Source organism: Burkholderia sp. WP42 (assembly GCF_000745665.1).
GTDB lineage: Bacteria > Pseudomonadota > Gammaproteobacteria > Burkholderiales > Burkholderiaceae > Burkholderia > Burkholderia vietnamiensis.
The window spans coordinates 40581-65161 of sequence record NZ_JQJT01000019.1 but is presented as its reverse complement, the minus strand read 5'-3'; the positions used below and the strand labels follow the sequence as shown (position 1 = coordinate 65161).

Genomic DNA, 24581 nt, shown 5'->3' with positions numbered 1-24581 from the left:
GTTCAGGAGAGGAGTCGATGCGGGAGACAGGCGTCGGCAATGCGGGCGATACCCCACCACAGCGCGAAGAAGGCGGCGAGTTCGAGCAGTGCGGGCTGCCACAGCAGCAGGTGCAGGCGCAGCCGCACCAGCATCCCGCGCAGGATGAACGTGACGCCGAGCGCGACGACGGCCCAGGCGAGCGCGGATGGCATGTAGATGCCGAAAATGTGGATCTCTTCGATCATCGCGTCGTTCCTTCGACGAGTTGAACATGCGGAAACAGGTTGCAGCGCATGCCGACCAGCGCGAGCAGCGTGGCGTCGTCGCGGCCGGCGGGGTCGCGCGCGACGGCCGCGATCGCGCGATTCAGCGCGCGCATCAGCGTTGCGTCGGCTGCAATCAGATGGCGGGCGTTGGCGCGCGCGCGATACAGGTTCGACACCTGCGCGAGCGCGGCCTCGATTGCCGGGCGCGTATTCGCGTCGCCTCGATCGAGCCCCTCGCGCGCCTGGATGATGTTGCGGCCGATGCGCAGGTCGCTCAGCCCGTCGACCGCGTGCAACGCGTCGTCCGGATCGGCGAACGCCATGCGTGTTGCGACCTGACCGAGCCGGTCGATCGCGCGCGCCGTCCACGTGGCCGCATCGAGCGGCCGGCGCGGGTCGGCCATCTGCGCGAGATCGGCCCAGTTCTGGCGCACGATCCGGTATGCGGTCCAGCGCGTGCTGGCCGAGCGGAACAGTTTGCTCACGACCAGCGTCGTGGCGATGCCGCCGATCTGCGCGAGCCCCGTGTTGAGGAACAGCGCGAAGTCGGCCTGGAAACGATCGAGAAAGCCCATGGCGACGATGAAGCAGGAGAACATCGGAAGCGCGCGCGCGGTGCGTGCGGGATCGGCCTGGATGTAGCCCATCCAGACGAGCGCCGGCGCGAGCGTCAGGATCAGCATCCCGGCGCCGTCGACCCGCGGCAGGATCACGAACAGGTACAGCGCGGCGAGCGGAAACGTGACGAGCGTCGACACGAGGTAGCGGCCGATCATCGGCGCCGGATCGTCCTGCGCCGCGAACGAGCAGGTGACGAGCGCGGCGAAGGCGGCGGTCGCGGACCCGTTCGGCCAGGCGAGGAGAATCCACACCGCGCAGTAGATGACGATCGCGGTGGCCGTCGCCGCGCCGGCAAGCAGCGCGAGCCCGTGATCGCGCGCGAGCGCGAAGCGGCGCGTGGCGTCCGCGGGCGTCAGGTGGCGCGCGAGCTCGGCGTCGCTTGCGGCGAAGCTGCGCACCAGCGTGCGGGCCGCGTGCAGCGTGTCGATGAAATCGGCGGTGCGGTCGAACAGGCTCGCGGCGAGCAGCGACGTCCACGTCGAATCGTGCAGCCGCTCGGCGGCAAGGGCGCGGCAGCGCGCGGCGAGGCCGGCGTCGAGCGCGTCGCCGACCTCCTGTGACGCGTGCAGGTCGGCGATCACCGCGTCGACGAGCGTGGCGGTGTCCGCATCGACCGCGTTCAGCGCGCGCAGCTGGTCGAGCCGGTTCGCCGCGGCCGACGCGATCGACAGCAGCGCGGCAAGGCGGTGCTGCAATGCGGTGACGGTGTCGCGCGTCGCGAGCGCGAAGCGCTGATCGAACGGCAGCGCCGTCGCGATGATGCCGAGCTCCGTCACATCGGCGGCGAGCTTGCGGCGATGCGCGTGTTCGAGGCGCGCGTGGCGGGTGCCGAACGCCTCGGCGGTCCAGCGGCATGCATCGCCGAGAAACGACAGCGCGCGTTCGTGAATCACCGGCCGGTTGTTCGCGGGCTTCACGACGCGGTGCGCGATCGTCACGCACAGGATCGCGACCGACATTTCCTCGACGCGCGACACGGCGGTGATGAAGATGTTGGTCGGATCGTCGAGATACGGAAAGCAGATCACGGCCGAGCTGAACGCCGCCATTTGGAACAGGAACGCGCGCGGCGTACGATCGAGCACCGCGAGATAGATGCAGAAGCCGATCCACAGCGCGAGGCACAGCACCAGCAGCGCCGGCGAGTTCTGCAGATTGGGTGCGACCGCAACGGTGACGATCGCGCCGGTCGCGATGCCGGCCACGCGATAGATGGTCTTCGGTCGGAACGTGCCGGCCATCGGCTGTGCGGTCACGTATACCGTGAGCAGCGCCCACCACGGGCGCGGAAAGCTGACGGCGAACGAGATCAGCAGCACGAGCGCGGCCGCGACGAAGGTGGTGACCGAGAACAGCAGCTTTCTCGGATCGATGGAGAAGGGGTCGCGCGGCCGTAGCGGCGCGACGGTGGCTTGCGACACGTCGGTTTCCTCGGGCGAGACGGGGGAGTAGTGTTTGCTGCGGGCGCGTTACGGCGCCGGAGGCGGCGTGCCGCACGTCATGTCGTGCGGCACCGGTGGGCAGCATGCGTCGCGGCGGACGGAAACGGAGCGTGCGCGAACGCGGCGGCGCACGCAGGGATGGTTCGTTGGAGGCATTTCAAGCACGGCGAGCGCGCCTTTTCCTTGTTATTCAAGCGTGTGGCGATACGCGGTCGTTCAGCGCGGGCGCCACGAAAACGCATTGCGAAGGATCAGGGTTTCATTCGATTGCGATGGACGAAATTGTGCGCTGCGGCGTGCGCGCCGTCCAAGTCGGATTTCCGACCGGGTCGATCGGTTTTACTTATCGCTCGATGCACGCGGCCGTCGGAATGCCGATCGGCACACGGCGGATACAGGCGAGGCGGTTGCACGCGCAACCGTATGAAGGAACGGCCGCTCGCGCAGCCGCGCGACGTCAGAACAATTGCCCCTGGCCGGAGATCACGCGTTCGAAATCGTCGCGCAGGAACGGCAGGATCGCATCGGCGACCGGCTGCAGCTGGCGGCTCACGTAGAACGCGTAGTCGATCGGCGAGCGCATCGTTTCGAGCGGCTCCGGGCCGGCGGTCGTCATCACGTAGCTGATCCACCCGCCGCGCTGGTACTGCAGCGGACGCCCGCGCGCCTGGTTGAATTCGTCGGCGATCCGCGCGGCGCGCACGTGCGGCGGCACGTTGCGCTGATATTCGCTCAACGGCCGGCGCAGCCGCTTTCGATAGATCAGCTGCGCATCGTATTCGCCGGCGAGCGTGCGCCTGACGTAGTCGCGGATGAAATCCTGGTACGGCTCGCGCTTGAACACGCGCCGGTACAGTTCGCGCTGGAACGTCTGCGCGAGCGGCGTCCAGTCGGTGCGCACCGTTTCGAGCCCCTTGAAGACGAGATCGTCGCCGCCGTCCGCCGCGCGCGCGAGGCCCGCGTAGCGCTTCTTGCTGCCTTCCTCAGCACCGCGCACGGTCGGCATCAGGAAGCGGTGGTAGTGCCGCTCGTATTGCAGCTCGAGCGCGCTGTCGAGCCCGTAGCGTTCGCGCAGATGCGTGCGCCACCAAATGTTCACTTGCGCGACGAGCGCGCGGCCGGTGGCGGCCGCCGCGTCGTCGTCGTGTGCGCGGCCGAGCCACACGAACGTCGAATCGGTGTCGCCGTAGATCACCTCGTAGCCCTGTGCCTCGATCAGCTCGCGCGTGCGATGCATGATCTCGTGGCCGCGCATCGTGATCGACGACGCGAGCCGAGGATCGAAGAAGCGGCAGCCGGTCGAGCCGAGCACGCCGTAGAACGAATTCATGATGATCTTCAGCGCCTGCGACAGCGGCGCGTTGCGCCGGCGTTTCGCTTCGTCGCGGCCTTCCGACACGCGTCGCACGATGTCGGGCAGGCAATGCGCGGTGCGCGAGAAGCGCGCGCCGAGAAAGCCGGGCACCGATGCCGCATCGTCCGGATGCGCGAGCCCTTCGATCAGGCCGGCCGGATCGATCAGGAACGTGCGGATGATCGACGGATAGAGGCTCTTGTAGTCGAACACGAGCACCGAGTCGTACAGGCCGGGTCGCGAATCCATCACGAAGCCGCCGGGACTGTTCTGGCCGGTCACGTCGCCGAGGTTCGGCGCGACGTAGCCGAGCCGGTGCATGCGCGGCAGGTACAGATGCGTGAACGCCGCGACCGAGCCGCCCGTGCGGTCGGCCGCGAGGCCCGTGACGGTCGCGCGCTCGAGCGCGAACGACAGCAGGTCGGCCTTCGCGAAGATTCGCGTGACGAGCTCGCAGTCCTTCAGGTTGTAGTGCGCGAGCGCCGGCTTGTCGTGGTCGAAGCGGCGCTGGATCTCGTCCATCCGCTGATATGGGTTGTCGATCGACTTGCCTTCGCCGAGCAGCGCCTGCGACACGTATTCAAGGCTGAACGACGGAAACGTCCACGTCGCCGATTTCAGCATGTCGATGCCGTCGAGGATCAGGCGCCCGGCCGCGCCCGCGAAGAAGTGATCGGGCTGCTGGCCGTGCGCGCGCCATTCCAGCAGGCTGCCGCCGCGCCCGAGTTTCAGCGCGACGCCGTACTGCTGCGCGTGCGCGTGCAGGATGCGCAGGTCGAATTGCACGAGGTTCCAGCCGATCACCGCATCGGGATCGTGCTCGGCGAACCAGTCGTTGAGCCGCGCGAGAAGCTCGGCGCGGCTGTCGCAGTAGTCGAGGCGAAAGTCGATGGCCCGCGCGTCGCCGTTCGGCGGCCCGAGCATGTAGACCTGTCGCTGTCCGCAGCCTTCGAGCGCGATCGAATACAGCTCGCCGTTCACGCTCGTCTCGATGTCGAGCGACACGCAGCGCAGCGTCGGCCGGTAATCGGCCGCCGGTTTCAGTTCGCCGTCGGTCAGCGTGCCGTCGGCGGCGACGGCGCCGCGAAACAGCACGGGCGCGGTGATGAAGCGCTCCATCGTGTAGCGGTCGGGCGGCTGCACGTCGGCTTCGTACACGTCGACGCTGGCCGACGCGAGGCGCTTCTGCAGTGCGCTCAGATGGCGGTAGCGACGGCAGTAGAGGCCGGCCACCGGGCGCTGACGAAAGTCGCGCAGCGCGAGCGGACGCCATTCGGCATCGCGCTCGCCGGCCAGCGCGCGCTCGGCGAGCGCCTGCTGCTGCGCCGGCACGAACGCGACGGCTTCCTGCGGGCGCAACCGCACCCGGCGCGGACCGTGTTCGGTTGCCAGCCAGAACTCGATCTCGATGCCGGACGCGGTGTCCCGCCAGTGGCGGGTGAGGATGAAACCCTGCTCGAACTCCGTCAAAACGCTCGCTCGTCGTGGATGCCCAGGCGGCGAATTTTAGCGCTTGCGCGTGCCGGCCGCCGCGCGTGCGTCGATGGCGTCAGGCGGCGCGGGCGGGCCGCGCGTTGCGCGTGCCGCATCGAGCAGCGTGCTCAACCTTCGCCGTGGCGCTGCGCAGCGGTGTCGACGCGCGCGAGCAATGCATCGAGCGCGTCGATCGGAATCGGCTTCGCGAAATGGTCGTCGAAGCCGGCGTCGGCGGTTTCCTTGCGATCGCACGAACGCACGTGCCCCGACAGCGCGACACGGAATGCATCGGGCGCGATGCGTGTCGCGTTCAGTTCGCGCAGCAGCTCGAAGCCGTTGACGTCGGGCATGCTCAGGTCGATCAGCATCAGCTGCGGTGCGAAGTCGCGCGCGAGCGGCACCGCATCGCGCGCGTGGTAGGCGACGCGCGCCGTGTGGCCCTTGGTTTGCAGCAGGACGGCGAGGGTGTCGGCCGCTTCGCGATTGTCGTCGACGACCAGGATGCGCAGCGGGCGCGTCGTGAGCGGTGCCGGTGCGACGCGCGCCGGCTCGACGCGTTCGGCCGGCTGCGCGAGCGGCAGCCGCACGGTAAACGACGAACCCTTGCCGATGCCGGCGCTGTCGGCGGTGATGCTGCCGCCGTGCAGGCCGACGAATTTGCGGCAGATCGCGAGGCCGAGACCGAGCCCGCCGGCCGCAAGGCGGCCCGCGCTGCTGTCCTGTTCGAACAGTTCGAAGATCGACTCCTGCGCGCCGGGGACGATGCCGATCCCGCGATCGACGACGTCGATCGCGACCACGCTCGCCTCGGTGCGCACGTGGACTTCGATGTGCTCGCCGTTCGGCGAATACTTCGATGCGTTGTCGAGCAGGTTGTACAGCACCTGCACGAGCCGCACGTCGTCGCCGCGCACGATCACCGGCGCGGGTGGCAGGCGCACGACGATGCGCTGTCCGCGTGCATCGACCTTCGGCTGGATGCTCTGCACGCTGCGATAGACGATGTCGCGCACGTTCAGTGGCGCTTGCTGCAGATCCACCTTGTCGGTCTTGATGCGGCCGATGTCGAGCAGATCGTCGACGAGCCGCACGAGCTGGCCGATCTGCCGCTCGGCGATGTCCTTGCATTGCGTGAGCGCGGGGCCGAGCCCGGCCGCCGGCAGGCTGTGAAGGATGCCGATCGTGTGCTGCAGCGGTGCGAGCTGGTTGCGCAACTCGTGCGCGAGTGTCGCGATGAACACGTCGAGCCGCCGCGTGGCCGTTTCCAGTTCCTCGACGCGCTTGCGCTCGGTCATGTCGCGCGTGATCTTGATGAAGCCGCGTAGTGTGTTCGACTCGTCGCGCACGGCCGTGATCGTCACGCTGGCCCAGAAGCGCGAACCGTCCTTGCGGACGCGCCAGCTTTCGTCCTGGAAGTGCCCGGACGCGACCGCGGTTTCGAGCGCCTGAGCCGGGCGGCCGGCGGCGATCGCGTCGGGCGGATAGAAGCGCGAGAAATGGCGGCCGACGATCTCGTCCTCGCGGTAGCCCTTGATGCGCTCCGCGCCCGCGTTCCACGTCGCGACGTTGCCGTGCGTGTCGAGCATGAACACCGCATAGTCGGTGATCGACGAGACGACCGTCTGGAACCGGAACTCCGCGTAGCGGTGGAGCAGCGGCTGATCGTGCGCGACCGGCTCGCGGTTCGAAGGGATGGGCGGCGGATGGTCTGGCGTCATCGGGATACTCGTTCTGTGTGGCGATCGCGCCGCGTGCTCGGTCGCGGTGCGGTGGGCCGTCGCTGGCTGGGCCGCGATGGGGATTGGTGCTCGCTTCGGCGTTGGCGTTGATGCTCGCGTGGGCGTTTGCACCAGCACCAGCGCCAGCACCGCGGCCCGTCGGCGCCGCCTCGCGACGGCGCCCGCACGCGGGCGCGCGACGCGGCGCGCTCAGGCCGGCATCGCCGCGAAATCGCGCTTCAAATTCTCCGGGTCTTGCGGCCGGTGATACAGAAAGCCCTGCGCATATTGCACGCCGACGGCGCGTAGCGCGCGATGCTGCTCCTCCGTCTCCACGCCCTCGGCGATGACGGTCACGTCGTAATGGCGCGCCAGCGCCGCGATGCCCTCGATCAGCCTGGCGTTGCCGGTCGTCAGCTGCGAGATGAACTGGCGATCGATCTTCACGTAATCGAACGGAAAGCGCGACAGCAGGTCGAGATTGCTGTGATGCGTGCCGAAATCGTCGATCGCGAACTTCGCGCCCGTCGCGCGCAGCGCGGCGAACATCTCCGTCGTGCGTGCATTCTTCTCGAGCAGGACGCGCTCGGTGACTTCGAGCACCAGCGTGCATCCCGGCGGCAGCCGGCGAATCGCCTCGGCGACGAGGGCGACGAAGCGCGGCCGTTCGAGGTCCTGCGGCGCGATGTTGATCGCGATGCGCAGCGGCGTCGACGGCGCCAGGTCGGCCAATTCCGATACGGCCGTGCGCAGCACGAATTCGGTGATCTTCGGCAGGATCGAGCTCGACTCGACCTCGGGGACGAATGCCGCCGGACCGATGGCCCCCCATTTGGGATGCTGCCAGCGCAGCAGCGCCTCGACGCCGACCGTTCGGCGCGTCTCGACGTCGACGATCGGCTGGTAGACGACGTGAAGCTCGCCGCGCTTGAGCGCGTGGCGGACCGCCTTCAGCAGCAGCCGGCGCGGCGCCATCGCCAGCAGGTACGCGGCCGCGACGAGACCGTTCACGAGCAGCGCGATCGTCAGGCAGACGAGCCGATAGCGCCGATACACCTGCGAGACGTACGGTTGCGACGCCGCGACCGACACCGTGAACGGCCACGCGCTCGACGTGATCGCGCTGCCCGCCGGCGCGGCCGCCGGGTGCGGCGGCATGAAGCGGCCGCGCTGATCGAGGCCGCCCCAGCCCGCGACCGACAGCGTGGCCGTCGCCGCGCCGAAGCGCGCGCCGTACGCGAGCATGTCGGCCACATAGTCGCCTTCGATCAGGTACAGCACGCCCGAGCCCGGCGTTGCCGCCCGCACGACCGCGAGCACCGGCACGCCGCGCTGAAACGGCGTCTGCTCCAGCAGCGCGAGCGTCGTGCCGGCCGACGCCGGCGTGCGCGTGTAAACCTCGAGCGGAACATCGACCGGGCCGAGCGCGGACGAGCAGGTGACGCGGCCGCCGTTGATCAGTCCGACCGCACGGAGGTAGCGCAGGCGCGTGGCCACTTCGGCAAGCGTTCTGGACACGCTGGCGCACGGCCGGCCGATCAGCGCATCGAGTTCGCCGGGATGCCGTGAGCGCACGCCGTCGAGGATATGGTCGATCGAGATCGCGATATCGGTCGCGACCGTGCGCTCGTGGTGCGTGACCGAGTCGCGCGCCATGCGGTCGGCCATGACGAGCGCGAGGACGAGCACGACGATGCAGGCGAGGAGGGCAATCGGCAACACGATGTGCTGCGCGGCGTCGGCGCGATGGAATACCGGCTTCGCGCCCGGCGTGGACGCGGACGTTCGTCGGGTCGCGCTCGTTGTTGTCCGTATGGGCATGCTCGTCGAACCGGTCGATGAATGGGCGCGAAGCATTCGCCGTGCCTGGCCGGAGCGCGGCGGTCCGCGCCGGTAGCGGGACGTCAGTCGATTCTACGCTCGCGACACACGCGAAGCGATAACGATGCGGGGACACGGGTTCGACGCGGCTCTCCATAACATACATCGATTATGCATATATATTGATGGCGCGCAAAAAAACCCGGCCGCATCGAATGCGGCCGGGCGGAACCCACCTTCTCTTGGCACGAGGACGGTGTGCGGCAAGTATACGATGGATCCCTCAATTGTTGATCGTAGTTTGTTAATTGAATGCTGTGTCGTAGATTAACGTGTGATCGTAAATATTCGTGGGACGGCGCATACGTTGCCATCAGCCGCCTATCTCGTATGAACGTCGGTTATCTGGGTGATACCGCGGCCAATCCGGGAACGCCGCGTTATGGCGCGCTGTAGGCCGAAGCGTCCGGCGCGCCGGGATTCAGAAATCGTCGCGCATCCGGTGCAACAGGGCGCGAGGCGATTGACGCGTGTCCACGGCGGTGAGCACGTCGGTGACGAACCACGGCAGGTTCAGCTGCGTGTCGGAATCGCCGACGCATACGCGGATCGGCGGCCGATTCGAAGGCTGACGCACGCTGGAGGACGGCACGCAGTTCTTCTGCTGCGGCGGAACCTGCGCGGTGGGGATGTTGGCGCTCGCGTCGGCGTATGCGGGCGAGCTGGCGGCAACGAGCACGAGCAGGATGGCGAGCGGGGCGGTGTGGTTCATGTCACTTTCTCCGACGATGCTCGTTCGACCTCGCGGTGTCGGCGGAGTTTCGGCGCGGCCGCTGGCTGTTCGCATGCGGTTCCGCGTTGGACCGTAGCCGCGCGTGCGGCGTTGCCATGAAAGCGTTCTTCAGGCCCATGACGGATGCGAATGGGGGCGCAGCGTTGCGGCGCGTATCGGGCCGCCGCGTGCGATTGCATCGACCGCGTTGAAGAAATCGTCATGCAGCCGCTTTGTCATCCGGTACGTGACAGGCTCCGCGTCGCGGACGTTCAGCCTTTCCGATGACGCCGCCCGTTCACCGCGTCGACCGCCGCAGCGATCTTCGTCTTGGTGTCACAACCTTCTGTGTATCGGTGAACCGGCCCGTTGCGCGACGAGCGAGACGATGCACGCACCGTCCCGCCTCGGGAAGAAATCGATCAAGCCGGCGAATGTCGCAGCCGACTTTGACGGCAAAAATGCCAGCGCGTCGTCAGACGATGATCGGCATGGCGCGCCATCGCGCCCGACCAGCCGAGTGTATCCGTATGAACGCGCGCGGTTCAGTGCACGCTTGCCGATGCGAGCGCGTGCATCGTATCGGTGACGCGCATGCATCGCGACAGGCCGAAGATCTCGGCTTCGCGGCGCTCCGGCTCGCTGCTGGCGACGCCCACCGCGCATTCGGGCGGTACGCCGAGCGCTTGCAGCGCGACGTCGAACGGATGGCGGTTCGCTGCGGCATCCTGCTGATCGGCGTCGGTCACGACGACCGCGAAGCGGTCGAGGGTCGCGCGGCCGAACTGCCCCTCGAACATGTCGCTGAGGCGGGCGGCCGGCAGCGTCGTGACGAGGCCGAGCCGATAGCCTTGCTCGGATGCGCTGTCGAGCCACTGGATGATGGCGTCGCGCTGGTTGCGTGCTTCGTGCGAATCGGGTGTCGCTTCGATCTGCGCGAATGCAGCATCGAGACGGGTGACGATGGCTTCAATGACCACGGTGATTCCTCTCCTGACACGTGACGATCCGTTCGCGGACGGGAATGCTCGACACCTTAGCGTCGATCCGGAATATGCGACCAATTAATATTTATATCCGACCCATACGATTCGACTAATGAATGGCATCGCGGGCCATGACTGGTGCGGAAGTGCGCGATGCAGCACGACACGCAGGTTCGGCATCGGCGCGACGGCCTTCGCCCGATGCACCAAACATGCGCAGCCGATCGCTGCACCACGGCCGTGCGCCGCAGCGGGCCGCGTATCGCGTGGTGCGCGCGATACGCGGTGTTGCGGCACCGTGCAAGCCGCGCTCAGTGCAGCTTGATCGACGGCTGGTTGCGGCGTTGCAGCCAGTGCCCGAGCGACTGGAACAGCGCGCGCTTCAGTCCGTACACGCTGAACAGATGCTTGCGGTACAGGAACTTGTACAGCCCGATCGCGGCGAGCCCGTCGACGATCACCGAGCGCGGCCGCGCGCCGAAGTCGGCCTGATAGACGGCGCCGGTGTGGCCGAGCGACACCACGGTGCCCGCATCGCGGAACGCGAAGCGCGCCACCGGCTTGCCGGCGAGGCGCCGCGCGAACGCGTCGCCGAGGTACACGGCCTGCTGGTGCGCGACCTGCGCGCGCGGCGGCAGCACGCTCAGCGCATCGGCCGACGGGCACGCGGCGCAATCGCCGAACGCATACACGTGCGCATCGTCGGGCGTTTGCAGCGTGTCGGTCACGATCACCTGGTTCGACCGGTTGAGCGCGATACCGCCGAGCTCCCGCAGGATCGCGGGGCCGGCCACGCCGGCCGCCCAGATCGTGATGTCGCTCGCCAGCCGCTCGCCGGTCGCGGTCGTGACCGCGTCGGCATCGACTTGCGCGACGCGCGTATCCGTCAGCACGTCGACGCTCAGCGTGCGCAACTGCGCATGCATGCGCGCCGACAGCCGCTCGTCGAGCGCCGGCAGGATGCGCGCCCCGCCTTCGATCAGCCGGATGTGCACGTCGCGCGTGGACACCAGCGCCTTGAAGCGATACGTCGTCAGTTGCTGGACCGCGTGACGCAGCGCCGCGGCCAGTTCGACGCCCGTCGCGCCCGCGCCGATCACGCTGATGCAGACCGGTGCCGCGCGCCGCGCCGGATGCTGCTCGGCCGCGTGGTTGGCCCGCGTGCATGCGGCGAGGAACTTGCGCCGAAAATCTTCCGCCTGGTCGAGGTTTTCGAGCGGCAGCGCGTGGCGGGCCGCGCCCGGAACGTTGAAAAAGTTCGTCACGCTGCCGACGGCGAGCACGAGGTCGTCGTAGCCGAGTTCGCGCTGCGGCAGGATCTCGGTGCCGTCGGCGTCGTGCACGGCGGCGATCGTCACCGTGCGCGTCGCGCGGTCGAGCGCCTGCAGCGCGCCCTGCACGAACCGGAAGCCGTGGCGCTTGGCCTGCGCGACGTATTCGATCGTGTGCGTGGCCGGATCGCGATGGCCGGATGCGGCTTCGTGCAGCAGCGGCTTCCAGAAGTGCGTCGGGTAGCGGTCGACGAGCACGACTTCGGCCTGCCCGCGGCGCCCGACCGTGTCGCCGAGGCGCGTCGCGAGCTGCAGGCCGCCGGCCCCGCCGCCGACGATCACGATGCGCGGCGTGGGTGGTGCGCGGTCCGTTGCAACGGTGTGCGTGTTGTGGTTCATGTTGGGCTCCCGCTTGATGATGATTCGAATGACATTCCTCAGGAACCGACGATATAGTTTCGAACCTGCGCAAACAATTTAATGTTTATAAGCGACTCATATGTATTCACTTATAGGAAAGACCGCAACGTTCCGGCAGTTGAAGGCGCTCGACATGATTGCGCGGCTCGGTAGCGTGTCCCGCGCGGCCGAGGAGCTGAACCTGACGCAGCCCGCCGTCTCGCTGCAGGTTCGGCTGCTCGAGGAGGCGGTGGGCGCCGCTTTGCTGCAGCGGGTGGGGCGCGGCGTGCAGCTGACCGCGGCCGGCGAAATCGTCGCGCGCTACGCGCGCGAGATCCTGCATCTGTGGAGCGAGGCCGGCGACGAGGTGGCCGCGCTGACGGGCGATCTCGGCGGCACGCTGCGCATCGGCGCGATCACGACCGCCGAGTATCTGATTCCGCCGTTGCTCGTCAAATTCACCGCGACGCGTCCGCACGTGAAGACCTATTTCAAGGTCGGCAACCGCGACGACATCATCCGCATGCTCGCCACGCATGAAATCGATCTCGCGGTGATGGGCAGCGCGCCGAAGGAGCTGCGCACGCACGCGGTCGAATTCGCGAAGCATCCGATGGTGTTCGTCGCCGCGCCGACGCATCCGCTGATGCAGCGCAAGCGCGTCACGCTGAAGGATCTCGAATCCGCCCACCTGCTCGTGCGTGAACGCGGCGCGGGCACGCGCTCGACCGTCGAGACGCTGTTCAAGACGGCCGGCTACCGGTTCCACGTGGGCTCGGAACTGTCGAGCAACGAGGCGATCAAGCAGATGGCCGAAGCCGGGCTCGGCATTGCGTTCCTGTCGCTGCACGCATGCGCGCTCGAGTTGCGCACGGGGCTGCTCGGGCAATTGCCGTTTCCCGGCAACCCGATCGAGCGTGAGTGGTACGTGGTTACGCTCGCCGATCGCCGCATCTCGCAGGTGACCGGGCTGTTCCGCGACTTCCTGATCAAGCAGGGCGCGCCGGTGATCGACGGCGCGACGGTCGCGCCGCACGATCGGCGGCGGAAGCAGGCGATGTGAGTGGTCGATGCAAGCGGCCCGATACGGGCCGCGCCATGCGGCGCCGCCGTCAGACGATGCCGAAGTCGTCGTTGCTGTCGGGAATCGACGCGAGCAGTCGCTCGAGCCGGTGCCAGCCGATCATGCGCAGGCAGCGTTCGGCAAGGGTCGGGCTGTGGTCGCGCGACGCGCCAAGCGCACGCAGGCGCACTGCGCGGGACGATGAAGTGGCGGCAAACGCCGCATGCGGCGGGCATGAACGGGGCATCTCGGTCTCCGTAGGTGTCGGATTCGCCCATCGTAGGCGGCGCGGCTGCGATTGGCGCGCACGCAAGGATTGGCCCGAGCAGAAACGGATGATCTTTTCCGACGCGACGTCGAAGTGACCGCGCAGGCCCGGCAAGCGCGCCGAAAAGGCGTCACAATGCGCGATCTGTATCCGCTTCGGTGGAGGGAAATCATGAGCGATCCGATTCTCGCCGCGCCACCCGACGAAGGCGTGCCCGTCACGCTGCGCTCCAGCCGGGGGCTCGGATGGTGCGGCTTCGGCGCATCGCTGCTGGAAATACGCGCGGGCACGTACCGGATTCCGGCCGCCGAGCATCACCGCATCGGCGTGCACGTCGGCTCGCCCGTGCGCGCGGATTGCGTATGCGACGGCGAGCGCGTGTCGCGCATCCAGGCGCATGGCGACGTCGACGTGATCCCCGCAGGGCTGCCGGGCCGGTGGACCGACAGCGCCGATTGCCGGGTCCTGTACATCGCGCTGAGCGACACGTTCGTGCGGAGCACGTTCGAGCAACTCGAACTGAAGCCCGCGCACGCCCAGATCCGCCGGCGGCTGCAGGTGCGCGATCCGCGGCTGCAGCACATCGCGTGGGCGCTGGCCGCCGAACTCGACGCGGCGGACGCATCAGACCCGCTCTATGCGGAGAGCCTGTGCACGGCGCTCGTCGCGCGGCTGGCCGACAGCCGTCCGGCGCTACGCGAGCGCACGCCCATGCTGACGCCGAAGGCGGCGTCGCGCGTGATCGATTACGTCGAGGCGAACCTCGAACGCCGCATGACGCTCGCCGAACTCGCGGCGCTCGTGTCGATCAGCGTGCCGCATTTCAAGGTGCTGTTTCGCGCGACGCTCGGGATGCCGGTGCATCAGTACGTCGTGCGGCGGCGCGTCGAGCGGGCCAAGACGCTGCTGCTCGAAGGACGGCTCAGCATCAGCCAGATCGCGCTCGAGGCCGGCTTTGCGCACCAGAGCCACATGGCGAACTGGATGAATCGCGTGCTCGGCGCGACGCCGACCGAAATTGCGCGCGCGGGGGGAAGGGCGGGCTGACGCGGGCTTAGGAGGTTGATGGCGGTAAGGGCAGCATGAATGGCAACGCCAACCTGACAGCGCGCCTCCAATAACATCCACCGAGCCGCAGCTCACGCCGTCCACCCGCGCGCCCCGACCATCGCGTCATCCATTCCTGCTCGCTTCATCCATCCGTGCGCGCCATCCGAGTCGCGCACCCCGACAATCACCGCAACGTCATCCCCCAAGGAGCGAATCGTGTTCGTGATTTTCGGCGCAACAGGCAATGTCGGTTTGTCGGCCGTCACGGCCCTGCGCAGCGCAGGCCATCCGGTTCGCGCCGTCCTGCGCGACGCAAGCCGGCGCGAGCGCTTCGTGCAACTCGGCTGCGAGGTGGCGATCGCCGATCTGACAGACGCACGGGCCGTCGCCGCGGCGCTCGACGGCGCGCAGGCCGTGCAGATGCTGTGTCCGGTGCCCGCCGCCGAGCGCGACCCGGCCGCGTCGATGGAGCGGATCATCGACGTCGTGACCGGCGCGCTCGTCGCCGCTGCGCCGCCGGCGCTGCTCGCGTTGTCGGATTACGGCGCGGAGCGTGACGGCAACACGGGCATCACGCGGCTCTTTCATCGGCTCGAAGCGGCGTTCAAGACGATCCCGACGCAGCTCACGCTGCTGCGCTCGGCCGAACACCTGCAGAACTGGGCGCGCGTGCTGCCGGTCGCGCTGGCCACCGGCGTGCTGCCGAGCTTTCATCATCCGCTCGACAAGGTGTTTCCGACGGTCTGGGCGCAAGACGTGGGCATCGCGGCCGCGCGGCTGCTCGCCGAGCCGGCCGCGGCGCGTACGGCGTTGCGCATCGTCAGCATCGAAGGGCCGCGGCGCGTGAACGTGCGCGACATCGCCAATGCGCTCGCCGAACGCGCCGGCCGCGCGATCGTCGCGCAGGAACTGCCGCGCGACGCATGGACCGCTACGCTGTTGCGCGCCGGCCTCAGCGAGCGCCATGCACAGCTGATCGTCGATCTCTACGACGCGCACAACGCAGGGCAGATCGACGTCGAGGCCGGCGTGTCGGAGCGCGTCTACGGCGCAACGTCAGCGGAGCAGGCGATCGCGGCGCTGCTGCGCGAGCGCGCGCGCTGAGCCGATGCCGATGTCTGCGCCGATGCGCGCGCGTCGCGTCACGCGTGGCGGCGCACCCGGCTTGACGCCGCATACGCGGCCGACCCGATCACGATGCCCCAGAACGCGGACCCGAGCCCCAGCCACGTCATCCCCGATGCGGTCGCGAGGAACGTGATCACCGACGCGTCGCGGTGCGCGTCGTCCTCGAAGATCCCGTGCACGTTCGCGCCGATCGCACCGATCAGCGCGAGCCCCGCGAGGATCGCGACGAACGCCTTCGGCAGCGCGAAGAACAGCGTGACGATCGTCCCCGCGAAGATCCCGCCGATCAGATAGATCACCCCGTTCGCGATGCCCGCGACATAGCGGCGGTCCGGATCCTCGTGCGCATCCTTGCCGGTGCACAGCGCCGCGGTGATCGCCGCGACGACGATCGTGATCCCGCCGAAGCAGGCGACGACGAGCGACATCACGCCGGTAGCGGCGATGATCGGCCGGGCGCTGGTGTGGTAGCCCGAGACGCGCAGGATCGTCATCCCCGGCAGGAACTGGCCGGTGAGACTGACGACGACCAGCGGCAACGCGAGGCTGAGCGTGGTGCCGAGCGTCCATTCCGGCGCGATGAACACGGGCCGCGTGATGCTCGGCGATACGTTGCCGATGTGCGCGATCCCCAGCAGCGTCGCGAGCGCGGCGCCCGTCAGCAGCACCAGCACGATGCTGTAGCGCGGCAGCAGGCGCCTGAAAATCACGTACGCGCCGATCATCCCGAAGCCGAGCACCGGCTGCGCGGTCGCGGCCGAGAACGCATGCATGCCGAACGGCAGCAGGATGCCGGCCATCATCCCGCACGCGATGCCGCGCGGAATATGGCGGACCAGACGGTCGAAACCGCCGCTCACGCCGATCGCCAGCATGATCGCCGCGGCCGTCAGGTAGGCGCCGACGGCCTGGTTCAGCGACAGTTGCGGAAACAGGCCGACGAGCAGCGCGGTGCCGGGCGCCGACCACGCGGTAATCACCGGCACTTTCAGTTTCCAGCTAGCGAACAGGCCCGACACGCCCGCGCCGATCGAGATCGCCCAGACCCACGACGCGACCATCTCGTTCGATACGTGCGCGGCCTGCGATGCCTGGAACAGGATCGCGAGCGGACCCGCATAGGAAATCAGCACCGCCAGAAAGCCCGCGGTGATCGCGGACACCGACCAGTCGTTGCCGATCGAGCGGACCGCGCCGGGTGAGGAGTTGGGTTGCATCGTCGTTCGGAGAGGGCGGCGCGCGGCCGCGGGCGGAGGCGGAGCGAATGATCGTGGGCGGCTCCGGACGAGCCGTCATTCTGGCCATTGCCGACGCAATTGGCAATTCGGCGGTAGAGCGCCGCATTGCGCTGGCGTCGGCGTTTCGTAAGGAATGCGCAGGGGGCGTGGATGGCGCGCCGTTGCGCGCAACGGCCGCCGCAACGGGCGGCTTCGCGACGCGACCGACGCCCTACGCGCTCGCGCGCCTGACGTGCGTCAGGTACTGATCCGGAGATACCCGTCGACCACGGCGATCGTCGCGCCGCAGCCTGTGGACAGCGATGCGGTGCCGCGCTCGAACGGATGCACGGGCGCGTCGGTCGGCGTCCACGCATGGCGCGCGAGCAGTTCGCGATAGCCGCCGCGGATCACGAAGCCGCCGCATTTTTGCGCATACGCGTCGCGGCGCATCCGGTACGCACGCGGCAGGTCGTACCACGGCAGCTTCGGCAGGTCGTGATGCACGAGATGGTAGTTGTTGTTCAGATACAGCAGGCGCATCGCGAAGCCGGCTTCGTTGATCGCGATGCGCGCCTTCGGCTGCCGCGCGGCGCGATGCTCGAACAGCGACCGGATCATCGCGACCGACAGCGCGGGCCACGCGACGGCCAGTACGTAGTACCACCACGGCATGCCGATCGCCCGTTGCAGCCACGCGAGCAGTGCGGCCACGCACGCGGCGTGCGCGGCCCACATCGGCAGGTAGTGGAAGTCGCCGCGCCGGAACCTGCGCAGCGCGTCGGCGAACGTCGCCGCAACGCTCGTCGGCGGCCCGAACACGAGGCGCCCGACGAAGGTGTTGCGCGCCACCGTCAGCGCGCGTCGCCAGCGCGGCAGCCGCGCCCACTGCTCGCGCGACACGTAGTTCGATTCCGGGTCGACGCCGGGCACGGTGAGATCCTCGTCGCGGTGATGGTCGAGGTGCGTGTCGCGATACAGCGTGTATGGATACCAGATCGTCAGCGGCGGATAGCCCAGCAGCCGGTTCACGAACGCGCAGCGGGTCGGATGCCCGTGCAGCAGTTCGTGCTGCAGCGACATGTGCCACGCGCCGAGCAGGATCAGCGGCGGCGTCGCGGCCCCAAGCGACAAATGGCCGGCGCGCACGAGCAGCAGCACGGCGAGCCAGCCGCCGTAGATCGCGACGATCAGCAGCCAGGTCGGCCACTCGGTGCGGGCGGTGAAGCGGGCGTCGAGCGCGGCGATCGCGCGCGCGTGGTCGACGTCGAAGTATTCGGCCATGGTGTGAAACGGGATGAAGTGCGCCGTCGGCGCGAAAGGCGGCAAGCGGACGAATGCGTCGATGCAGCGCACGCTCGATGTGCCCGCAGGTGTTTCGCCGGTGGCGGCCGTCACCAGGGCGGAATCCGACGGCGCCGCGCCATTTGAACGCTAACGGCGCGGCGTCGGCGCGCCAACCAAGCGTTTCGCATTTGCTTATCGCCGCGCGGCGCATAAGCATCGTTCGCGCGCTCGTGTTTCGGTGCCTGCGGAAGTTCGATCGAGCGTGCTTCCCGCGGTGCAGCGCCGCTGCGTAGAATGCGCGCATGAACCAATGGATCGCCGCACTGCCGATGTACAACGTGACGCCGCGCCACGGCGCGCTGTGGCGCGCGTTGCTGCGTGACGCGCTCGATGCGTTCGCGCGCGCCGGCGGGCCGGTCGACGTCGCGCTGCCCGGCGAGCCGTTCGACGATCTGAATGCGCTGTGGCGCCGCAACGACCTGCTGCTGTCCCAGACGTGCGGCTATCCGTACCGGATGCTCGGGCTGAACGAAACCGTGCATCTGATCGCGACGCCCGCGTTCGATGCGCCCGGCTGCCACGGCGCACGCTACAGCAGCGTGCTGGTCGTGTCGGCGCGCGCGCAGGCGCGCGGCGCGACGACGCTGGCCGCGTGTCGCGGCCTACGCGCGGCCATCAACGGCGACGATTCGCACAGCGGGATGAATGCGTTGCGCGATGCAGTCGCGCCGCACGCGCATGACGGACGTTTCTTCGCTTCGGTCGCGTCGTTCGGCTCGCACCTGAACGTGCTGCGCGCGCTCGCGGCCGGCCAAGCCGATTGCGCGGCGATCGACTGCGTGACGTTCGCGTACGTGGGCGATGCGCTGCCGGCGTTGCTGGACGAGATCCGGATCGTCGGCATGACGGCGCCGGCGCCGGGGTTGCCGCTGATTGCGTCGAAGGCGCTCGACGGCGGGCTGGTGAAGCCGCTACGGGATGCGCTCGCGCATGCGGTCACGGTCGATCGCGACCGCGCGCGCGTGCTGAGGCTGAAGGGGTTCGAGAGTGTGGCGCCGCACGCATACGACACGATTGCGCAGTTCGCGCAGCGCGCGTCGGCGCGCGGCTATCCGGTGCTGGCATGACGCGGCGGCGCGGCGCTCGAAGCGCCGCACCGCTTGCGGTCATTCGTCGTCCATCAGGCGCACCTTGACGCGCTTGCCCTTGATCTTCCCGGCGTTGAGCTTGCGCAGCGCGTCGCGCGCGACGCCGCGCTCGATCGCGACGTAGGTCGAGAACTCCGTCACGTTGATCTTGCCGATCTGCTTGCCGTCGAAGCCGGCATCGCCGGTCAGCGCGCCGAGCACGTCGCCCGGGCGGATCTTGTCCTTGCGTCCGCCGAGGATCTGCAGCGTTTCCATCGGCGGCAGCAGCGTGCCTTCGTCGGCGGGCTTCAGTTCCGCGAGCGAATGCCATTCGACGTCGCGCTTCTGCGCCTGCTCGATCGCGCCGACCCGGCCCATCTCGTCCATGCTCGCCAGGCTCAGCGCCCAGCCTTCCTGGTCGGCCCGGCCGGTGCGGCCGATCCGGTGCACGTGCACTTCGGGGTCGGGCGTCACGTCGACGTTGATCACCGCCTCGAGCTGCGCGATGTCGAGCCCGCGCGCGGCGACGTCGGTCGCGACGAGCACCGAGCAGCTGCGGTTCGCGAACTGGATCAGCACCTGATCGCGTTCGCGCTGTTCGAGCTCGCCGTGCAGCGCGAGCGCATGGAAGCCCTGCGCGTGCAGCACGTCGAGCAGGTCGCGGCATTGCTGCTTGGTGTTGCAGAACGCGATCGTGCTGACCGGCCGGTAGTGGTTCAGCAACTGGCCGACCGCATGCAGACGCTCGGTGTCCGTCACTTCGTAGAAGCGCTGGCGGATCTTGCTGTCGTCGTGGCGCTCCGCGAGCTTCACTTCCTTCGGGTTGCGCAGGAATTGCTGGCTCAGCTTCGCGATGCCGTCCGGATAGGTCGCGGAAAACAGCAGCGTCTGACGCGTCGCCGGGCACATCCGTGCGACTTTCACGATGTCGTCGAAGAAGCCCATGTCGAGCATCCGATCGGCTTCGTCGAGCACGAGCGTGTTCAGCGCGTCGAGCTTCAGGTTGCCGCGCTCGAGGTGGTCCATGATGCGGCCCGGCGTGCCGACGACGACGTGCGCGCCGTGCTCGAGGCTCTGCGCCTGCGGACGCATCGGCGTGCCGCCGCACAGCGTCAGCACCTTGACGTTCTCCTCGGCGCGCGCGAGGCGGCGCACTTCCTGCGCGACCTGGTCGGCGAGCTCGCGCGTCGGGCACAGGATCATCGCCTGCACGTCGAAGCGACGCGCGTCGAGGCGCGACAGCAGCGCGAGCGAGAATGCGGCGGTCTTGCCGCTGCCCGTCTTCGCCTGCGCGATCAGGTCGTGCCCGGCCAGCGCGATCGGCAGGCTCGCGGCCTGGATCGGCGTCATGTCGACGTAGCCGAGCTGAGTGAGGTTCGCGAGCGTCGCGGGCGTCAGCGGCAGCGCGCTGAACGGCGTGGCGGCGGGCTGCGTCATTCGACATCTCCGAGGTAGGGGCGGCCGGCCATCTGCTCGTAGACGACCGTGCCGTCTTCGGCTTCGAAGCGCTCGAGATAGTTGCGTGCGCCGCATAGCGGGCAGCGGAACAGCAGCCCCTGGCCTTCGTCCTTGATCACGACGTCGGACGTCTCCCACTGCGTGCCGCAGCTCTGGTTTCGGCAGGTAAACACGGTTTTTCTCCAGCTGAATTCGGTTGGTGGCGCGCCCGGCGGGCGCGGCAACGGCGTGCGGCGCTCGCGCGGCTCGGGCGCGGGCCGCACCGGCGGTCGCGAGGACCGCGGCGATGCGGATGGGTGGAGCGGGCGGCGACGGCGTCGCGCGTGCCCGCAATTCTAGCGGATGCGGCGCACCGGCAGTCGGGCATTCGGGCGGGCGCGCGGCGAGCGGGCCGATGCGGCGGCAACGCGCAGCGGCGCGAATGCCGCGGCCGGCCGGTTGCGGCGGCCCGGACGCGGCCGCAACGACGGAAAGCGCACGCGTGCGGCCCGACCGGTGCGCTCGCGGCACGGCGCGAAGCGCGCCCGCCGATCGTCGAGCCGCGGCGCGGCATCGCGGGCCGGCGTTCGCGCCTGCCTCAGGTCACTTCGCGATGCCGTTCCCGCAGAACTGCTCGTACGCCTGCGCGCTGTTCGCGAAGCCGCGCGCGTGCGCGAGCTCCCATGGACGCTCGCATTGCTGCGTGTGCGCGCACCACGCGTAGCCGGCCGAGCCAATGCAGCCGTGCGCGTCGCGATCGCCGCCGAGCGCGGGCGGCGTGGCCTGCGCGGTCTGCGTGCTCGGCGCGGACCGTCCGGCGACGTCCGGTGGAAGCGGCGACGGCGGTTCGGTGGTGCAGGCGGTCAATGCGAGCGCGAGCGCGAATGCGGCGGCGAGCGAGACGGAAGGCATGACGGGTTTCATGACGGGGTGCTCCATGGGATGACGATCGACGCGGATGCCGGCGCGGGCGGGAACGGACACTTACGCATCGGGCACCGGCACGCGCGACGAGAACTTCACCTCGCGCAGCGCGAGGCTCGACTGAATCGACGACACGCCGGCCTGCTTCCTCAGCACGCGTTCGACGAACGTGGCATACGCGTCGAGATCGGACGCGACCACCTGAAGAATGTAGTCGGCCGCGCCGGTGATCTTGTGGCACGACGTCACTTCGTCGTGACTGCGCATCACGTCCTCGAAATGATCGGCGTCCTGGTCCGAATGCATGTTGAACGTGACGTGTACGAACGCGAACACGTTCATTCCGAGCGCGCGGCGGTCGAGATTGGCCTGATAGCCGGTGATCACCCGTTCGTCCTCGAGCCGCTTGCGCCGCCGCCAGCATGGCGTGACGCTCAACGACAGGCGCTCGCCGAGCGTCGCATTCGATAGCGCGCCGTCGTCCTGCAGCATGCGCAGCATCGCGCGGTCGACGCCGTCCAGTTCGAGCGGAGCGCGATTTTTGCTCATTGAGTGATCTCCGTAGGCGGTTTTTTCGAAATTGTAGGAAACGGCGAAGTCGAAAGCAAAACAATCGCCATCGGGCGTCGATAGACTGTCGCCTCAGTCACGCGTTTCACTGGAACGGCCAACCATGCTCACGATCTACAGCAGCGATCACCATCTGCATCGCGGCGTCGAACTGAAAGACGGCGCGATCACCGATTCGTTCGAAAATCCGCTGCGCGCCGAGACGGTGCTCGCGCAGGTGCGCGCGGCGGGCCTCGGCGACGTGCTCGCGCCGCGCGCGTTCGACCGCGCCTGCTACGCCGGCGCGCACAGCACGCGGTACGTCGAGTTTCTTGCCGGTGCGTGGGACGAGTGGACCGCGAGCGGCCGCAGCTGCCAGGCGCTGCCGCTGGTGTGGCCGGTGCGCGCGATGCCGTCGCCGGCGGCGCTGCCCGATTTCATCGACGGCAAGCTGGGCTTCTTCGCGATGGACGCCGGTGCGCCGATCAATGCCGGCACGTGGGACGCCGTGCGCGCGAGCGCGAATTCCGCGCTCACCGCGGCGGACCTGCTGTCGAACGGCGGCGCGCGTGCGGCGTTCGCGCTGTGCCGGCCGCCCGGTCATCATGCGGGTCGCGAATACATGGGCGGTTACTGCTATCTGAACAACGCGGCGATCGCTGCGCAGCGCGGCATCGCGAGCGGCGCTGCGCGCGTTGCGATAGTCGACGTCGATTTCCACCACGGCAACGGCACGCAGGACATCTTCTACGATCGCGCGGACGTGCTGTTCGCGTCGATCCACGGCGAGCCGGCCGTGTGCTATCCGTACTTCTCCGGCTACGCGCACGAGCGCGGCAGCGGCGCGGGCGACGGCTTCAACCTGAATCTGCCGTTGCCGAAGGGCACGCAGTGGGACGCGTATGCGCGCGCGCTCGAGCACGCGGCGGCAGCGGTCGCCGCGCATGCGCCCGATCTGCTGGTCGTATCGCTCGGCGTCGACACGTTCGAGCACGACCCGATCAGCCACTTCAAGCTGCGCTCGCCCGACTACCTGCGCATCGGCGAGGCGCTCGCGCGGCTGCGCGTGCCGACGCTGTTCGTGATGGAAGGCGGGTATATGGTCGACGAAATCGGCGTGAATGCGGTGAACGTGTTGCTTGGTTTCGAAGGGCGGGCGTAGAGGTTGCGCTGCGTTGCTGAACCGCTACACCGCCGCCTCGGCGATCAGCCGCGCGGCCGTGCGGGCAACCGATCGAGGTACGGACTACGTGACGTACGCGACGCCGCGCATGCCGGAGCGTATCGCGCGGCGTGTCCTCGCGCGATACGCGCGGTCATGCGCCGCGCCGCCTCACGACACCTGCGCGCGATGCGGATCGGCGCGTCGTTGCTGCTCGGCGTCGTGCACGATATGCAGCTCGCGGGTGCGGATCGGCAGTGCGCAGTCCGCATCGTCGAGCGTCTTGCGCACCTGGCGCGCGAGACGCCAGCGGGTCGCCCAGAACTTGTCGGTGTGGGTCCACACGCGCACGTTCGCGATCGCGGTGCTGTCGTCGAAGCGCATCACCATCACGTCGGGCGCAGGATCGCTCAGCACGTCGGGGTCGGCTTCGGCCAGCGCGCGCAGCGCGCCGAGTGCACGATCGATGTCGTCGTGCACCGACACCTCCACTTCGAGATCGAGACGGCGCGTCGGATTGCGCGTGTAGTTGCGGATCGAGCTGCCCCACAGCGCGCTGTTCGGCACGTATTCGCAGATGCCGTCGGGTTTGGTCAGCCGTGTCATGAACAGGCCGACCTCGTCCACGGTGCCCGCGACGCCGGTGCCGCCGTCGATGTAGTCGCCGACCTTGAACGGCCGCAGCAGCAACAGCATGATGCCGGCCGCGATGTTCTGCATCGTGCCTTGCAGCGCGAGGCCGATCGCGAGGCCGGCCGCGCCGAGCACCGCGACGATGCTCGCGGTTTCGATGCCGAGCTGCGACAGCGCGCCGACGATCGCGACGATGCGGATGCCCCACACGGCGACGTCGCAGAGGATCGGGCGCAGCGTGACGTCCACGCGCTCCTTGTTCGCGAGCAGACGGTTCAGCCAGTTGCCGATGCGCTTCGACAGCCACCAGCCGACGACGAGCAACGCGAGGCCGGCGCAAAGCCTGATCGAAAGCGTCGACAACGCGTTCCACAGGAACGTCCAGCGTTCCGGATGAAGATGATCGAGAAACATGACGGGATTCCGGTTCGATGACAAAAGGCGCGACGTGATGCACGGCTCGTCGTCGGACGGCGCTGCGCTCGCACGTCGGCAGCCCTCGACTGTACAACCTTCCCGTGCGCGGCGCGAACGCAACCGGGCGGGACGCATGCAGTGTCGCGCCGATCGTGCGCGCGCGTGCGCGGCCTGATACACCTGACAGGCGAACATTTTCCGGATTGGCGGT

The 24581-nt window shown here is 68.5% G+C and carries 23 protein-coding genes and 1 pseudogene; 7 read left to right on the top strand and 17 right to left on the bottom strand.

Annotation, left to right across the window (positions count from 1 at the left end; translation table 11 throughout):
* Positions 1-2: 2 nt before the first annotated feature.
* From EX20_RS12295 to EX20_RS12260, 9 genes and pseudogenes are all read right to left on the bottom strand, one after another.
* Positions 3-227, bottom strand: coding sequence for a DUF1656 domain-containing protein (locus EX20_RS12295; protein WP_034193715.1), 225 nt, complete (start codon positions 225-227; stop codon positions 3-5).
* Positions 224-2290 (bottom strand): FUSC family protein, encoded by a 2067-nt coding sequence (locus EX20_RS12290; protein ID WP_034193714.1) that lies wholly within the window; start codon positions 2288-2290, stop codon positions 224-226. The genes EX20_RS12295 and EX20_RS12290 overlap by 4 nt, the downstream gene beginning before the upstream one ends.
* 478 nt (positions 2291-2768) lie before the next feature.
* Positions 2769-5135, bottom strand: a complete 2367-nt coding sequence (locus EX20_RS12285; protein ID WP_014724333.1) for a DNA polymerase II — start codon at positions 5133-5135, stop codon at positions 2769-2771.
* Positions 5136-5266: 131 nt separating this feature from the next.
* Complete coding sequence (locus EX20_RS12280) at positions 5267-6859, bottom strand: PAS domain-containing hybrid sensor histidine kinase/response regulator (protein WP_034193713.1); 1593 nt, start codon at positions 6857-6859, stop codon at positions 5267-5269.
* A 210-nt stretch (positions 6860-7069) separates the two neighbouring features.
* Positions 7070-8716, bottom strand: coding sequence for an EAL domain-containing protein (locus EX20_RS12275; RefSeq protein ID WP_034193712.1), 1647 nt, complete (start codon positions 8714-8716; stop codon positions 7070-7072).
* A 445-nt stretch (positions 8717-9161) separates the two neighbouring features.
* Positions 9162-9452 carry a hypothetical protein gene (locus EX20_RS12270; RefSeq protein ID WP_011881233.1) on the bottom strand — a complete coding sequence of 97 codons (291 nt, stop codon included), beginning with the start codon at positions 9450-9452 and terminating at the stop codon, positions 9162-9164.
* Positions 9453-9549: 97 nt separating this feature from the next.
* Positions 9550-9722, bottom strand: a pseudogene (locus EX20_RS32840) (histidine-type phosphatase); the annotation flags it as partial.
* Between the two features lie 275 nt (positions 9723-9997).
* Entirely contained in the window at positions 9998-10432 is a 435-nt protein-coding gene (locus EX20_RS12265) for an HAD family hydrolase (RefSeq protein WP_011881235.1), read from the bottom strand.
* Positions 10433-10749: 317 nt separating this feature from the next.
* On the bottom strand, positions 10750-12108 hold the full coding sequence (locus tag EX20_RS12260) for an NAD(P)/FAD-dependent oxidoreductase (RefSeq protein WP_034193711.1): 1359 nt from the start codon (positions 12106-12108) through the stop codon (positions 10750-10752).
* Between the two features lie 100 nt (positions 12109-12208).
* Between EX20_RS12260 and EX20_RS12255 the strand changes: the two genes are divergently transcribed.
* Positions 12209-13171, top strand: a complete 963-nt coding sequence (locus tag EX20_RS12255) for a LysR family transcriptional regulator (RefSeq protein ID WP_011881237.1) — start codon at positions 12209-12211, stop codon at positions 13169-13171.
* A gap of 49 nt (positions 13172-13220) precedes the next feature.
* Here the strand turns inward: EX20_RS12255 and EX20_RS12250 are convergent, their stop codons facing one another.
* Positions 13221-13418: a hypothetical protein gene (locus EX20_RS12250; protein ID WP_034193710.1), complete on the bottom strand. Its 198-nt coding sequence runs from the start codon at positions 13416-13418 to the stop codon at positions 13221-13223.
* Positions 13419-13610: 192 nt separating this feature from the next.
* Between EX20_RS12250 and EX20_RS12245 the strand changes: the two genes are divergently transcribed.
* Positions 13611-14486, top strand: a complete 876-nt coding sequence (locus tag EX20_RS12245) for an AraC family transcriptional regulator (protein ID WP_034193709.1) — start codon at positions 13611-13613, stop codon at positions 14484-14486.
* 219 nt (positions 14487-14705) lie between these two features.
* The gene (locus EX20_RS12240) at positions 14706-15593 is read left to right on the top strand and encodes an NmrA family NAD(P)-binding protein (RefSeq protein WP_034193708.1); all 888 of its coding nucleotides are present in this window, start codon (positions 14706-14708) and stop codon (positions 15591-15593) included.
* A gap of 38 nt (positions 15594-15631) precedes the next feature.
* Here EX20_RS12240 and EX20_RS12235 read toward each other — a convergent pair whose 3' ends face one another.
* Positions 15632-16834: a benzoate/H(+) symporter BenE family transporter gene (locus EX20_RS12235; protein WP_034193707.1), complete on the bottom strand. Its 1203-nt coding sequence runs from the start codon at positions 16832-16834 to the stop codon at positions 15632-15634.
* A 47-nt stretch (positions 16835-16881) separates the two neighbouring features.
* Here EX20_RS12235 and EX20_RS31890 point away from each other — a divergent pair, with 47 nt between their 5' ends.
* Positions 16882-17103, top strand: a complete 222-nt coding sequence (locus tag EX20_RS31890; RefSeq protein ID WP_059888851.1) for a hypothetical protein — start codon at positions 16882-16884, stop codon at positions 17101-17103.
* Here EX20_RS31890 and EX20_RS12230 read toward each other — a convergent pair.
* Positions 17093-18118 carry a fatty acid desaturase gene (locus EX20_RS12230; RefSeq protein WP_034193778.1) on the bottom strand — a complete coding sequence of 342 codons (1026 nt, stop codon included), beginning with the start codon at positions 18116-18118 and terminating at the stop codon, positions 17093-17095. The genes EX20_RS31890 and EX20_RS12230 overlap by 11 nt on opposite strands.
* Before the next feature lie 13 nt (positions 18119-18131).
* Here EX20_RS12230 and EX20_RS31885 point away from each other — a divergent pair, with 13 nt between their 5' ends.
* Together EX20_RS31885 and EX20_RS12225 are read left to right on the top strand one after the other, a co-directional pair.
* Positions 18132-18272 (top strand): hypothetical protein, encoded by a 141-nt coding sequence (locus tag EX20_RS31885; protein WP_155121953.1) that lies wholly within the window; start codon positions 18132-18134, stop codon positions 18270-18272.
* Between the two features lie 151 nt (positions 18273-18423).
* Positions 18424-19248, top strand: coding sequence for a phosphate/phosphite/phosphonate ABC transporter substrate-binding protein (locus EX20_RS12225; protein WP_034193706.1), 825 nt, complete (start codon positions 18424-18426; stop codon positions 19246-19248).
* 39 nt (positions 19249-19287) lie between these two features.
* Here EX20_RS12225 and dbpA read toward each other — a convergent pair whose 3' ends face one another.
* The 4 genes from dbpA to EX20_RS12205 form a co-directional block, all read right to left on the bottom strand.
* Positions 19288-20685 carry an ATP-dependent RNA helicase DbpA gene (dbpA, locus tag EX20_RS12220; RefSeq protein WP_014724345.1) on the bottom strand — a complete coding sequence of 466 codons (1398 nt, stop codon included), beginning with the start codon at positions 20683-20685 and terminating at the stop codon, positions 19288-19290.
* Complete coding sequence (locus EX20_RS12215) at positions 20682-20879, bottom strand: hypothetical protein (RefSeq protein ID WP_011881245.1); 198 nt, start codon at positions 20877-20879, stop codon at positions 20682-20684. Before EX20_RS12215 ends, dbpA begins: the two co-directional genes overlap by 4 nt.
* A 409-nt stretch (positions 20880-21288) precedes the next feature.
* Positions 21289-21609, bottom strand: coding sequence for a hypothetical protein (locus tag EX20_RS12210; RefSeq protein WP_034193705.1), 321 nt, complete (start codon positions 21607-21609; stop codon positions 21289-21291).
* Positions 21610-21669: 60 nt separating this feature from the next.
* Positions 21670-22158, bottom strand: a complete 489-nt coding sequence (locus EX20_RS12205; RefSeq protein WP_014724347.1) for an Lrp/AsnC family transcriptional regulator — start codon at positions 22156-22158, stop codon at positions 21670-21672.
* Positions 22159-22282: 124 nt separating this feature from the next.
* Here EX20_RS12205 and EX20_RS12200 point away from each other — a divergent pair, with 124 nt between their 5' ends.
* The gene (locus tag EX20_RS12200) at positions 22283-23320 is read left to right on the top strand and encodes a histone deacetylase family protein (RefSeq protein WP_034193704.1); all 1038 of its coding nucleotides are present in this window, start codon (positions 22283-22285) and stop codon (positions 23318-23320) included.
* Between the two features lie 171 nt (positions 23321-23491).
* Here EX20_RS12200 and EX20_RS12195 read toward each other — a convergent pair whose 3' ends face one another.
* Positions 23492-24367 carry a mechanosensitive ion channel family protein gene (locus EX20_RS12195; protein ID WP_011881249.1) on the bottom strand — a complete coding sequence of 292 codons (876 nt, stop codon included), beginning with the start codon at positions 24365-24367 and terminating at the stop codon, positions 23492-23494.
* Positions 24368-24581 lie beyond the last annotated feature (214 nt).

What these genes read in the sequence shown, in the direction of transcription:
- EX20_RS12295 (WP_034193715.1), bottom strand. Translation starts at nt 227, where the DNA reads ATGATCGAAGAGATCCACATTTTCGGCATCTACATGCCATCCGCGCTC.
- EX20_RS12280 (WP_034193713.1), bottom strand. Translation starts at nt 6,859, where the DNA reads ATGACGCCAGACCATCCGCCGCCCATCCCTTCGAACCGCGAGCCGGTC.
- EX20_RS12275 (WP_034193712.1), bottom strand. Translation starts at nt 8,716, where the DNA reads ATGCTTCGCGCCCATTCATCGACCGGTTCGACGAGCATGCCCATACGG.
- EX20_RS12270 (WP_011881233.1), bottom strand. Translation starts at nt 9,452, where the DNA reads ATGAACCACACCGCCCCGCTCGCCATCCTGCTCGTGCTCGTTGCCGCC.
- EX20_RS12260 (WP_034193711.1), bottom strand. Translation starts at nt 12,108, where the DNA reads ATGAACCACAACACGCACACCGTTGCAACGGACCGCGCACCACCCACG.
- EX20_RS12255 (WP_011881237.1), top strand. Translation starts at nt 12,209, where the DNA reads ATGTATTCACTTATAGGAAAGACCGCAACGTTCCGGCAGTTGAAGGCG.
- EX20_RS12250 (WP_034193710.1), bottom strand. Translation starts at nt 13,418, where the DNA reads ATGCCCCGTTCATGCCCGCCGCATGCGGCGTTTGCCGCCACTTCATCG.
- EX20_RS12245 (WP_034193709.1), top strand. Translation starts at nt 13,611, where the DNA reads ATGAGCGATCCGATTCTCGCCGCGCCACCCGACGAAGGCGTGCCCGTC.
- EX20_RS12235 (WP_034193707.1), bottom strand. Translation starts at nt 16,834, where the DNA reads ATGCAACCCAACTCCTCACCCGGCGCGGTCCGCTCGATCGGCAACGAC.
- EX20_RS31890 (WP_059888851.1), top strand. Translation starts at nt 16,882, where the DNA reads ATGATCGTGGGCGGCTCCGGACGAGCCGTCATTCTGGCCATTGCCGAC.
- EX20_RS12230 (WP_034193778.1), bottom strand. Translation starts at nt 18,118, where the DNA reads ATGGCCGAATACTTCGACGTCGACCACGCGCGCGCGATCGCCGCGCTC.
- EX20_RS31885 (WP_155121953.1), top strand. Translation starts at nt 18,132, where the DNA reads ATGAAGTGCGCCGTCGGCGCGAAAGGCGGCAAGCGGACGAATGCGTCG.
- EX20_RS12225 (WP_034193706.1), top strand. Translation starts at nt 18,424, where the DNA reads ATGAACCAATGGATCGCCGCACTGCCGATGTACAACGTGACGCCGCGC.
- dbpA (WP_014724345.1), bottom strand. Translation starts at nt 20,685, where the DNA reads ATGACGCAGCCCGCCGCCACGCCGTTCAGCGCGCTGCCGCTGACGCCC.
- EX20_RS12210 (WP_034193705.1), bottom strand. Translation starts at nt 21,609, where the DNA reads ATGAAACCCGTCATGCCTTCCGTCTCGCTCGCCGCCGCATTCGCGCTC.
- EX20_RS12205 (WP_014724347.1), bottom strand. Translation starts at nt 22,158, where the DNA reads ATGAGCAAAAATCGCGCTCCGCTCGAACTGGACGGCGTCGACCGCGCG.
- EX20_RS12200 (WP_034193704.1), top strand. Translation starts at nt 22,283, where the DNA reads ATGCTCACGATCTACAGCAGCGATCACCATCTGCATCGCGGCGTCGAA.
- EX20_RS12195 (WP_011881249.1), bottom strand. Translation starts at nt 24,367, where the DNA reads ATGTTTCTCGATCATCTTCATCCGGAACGCTGGACGTTCCTGTGGAAC.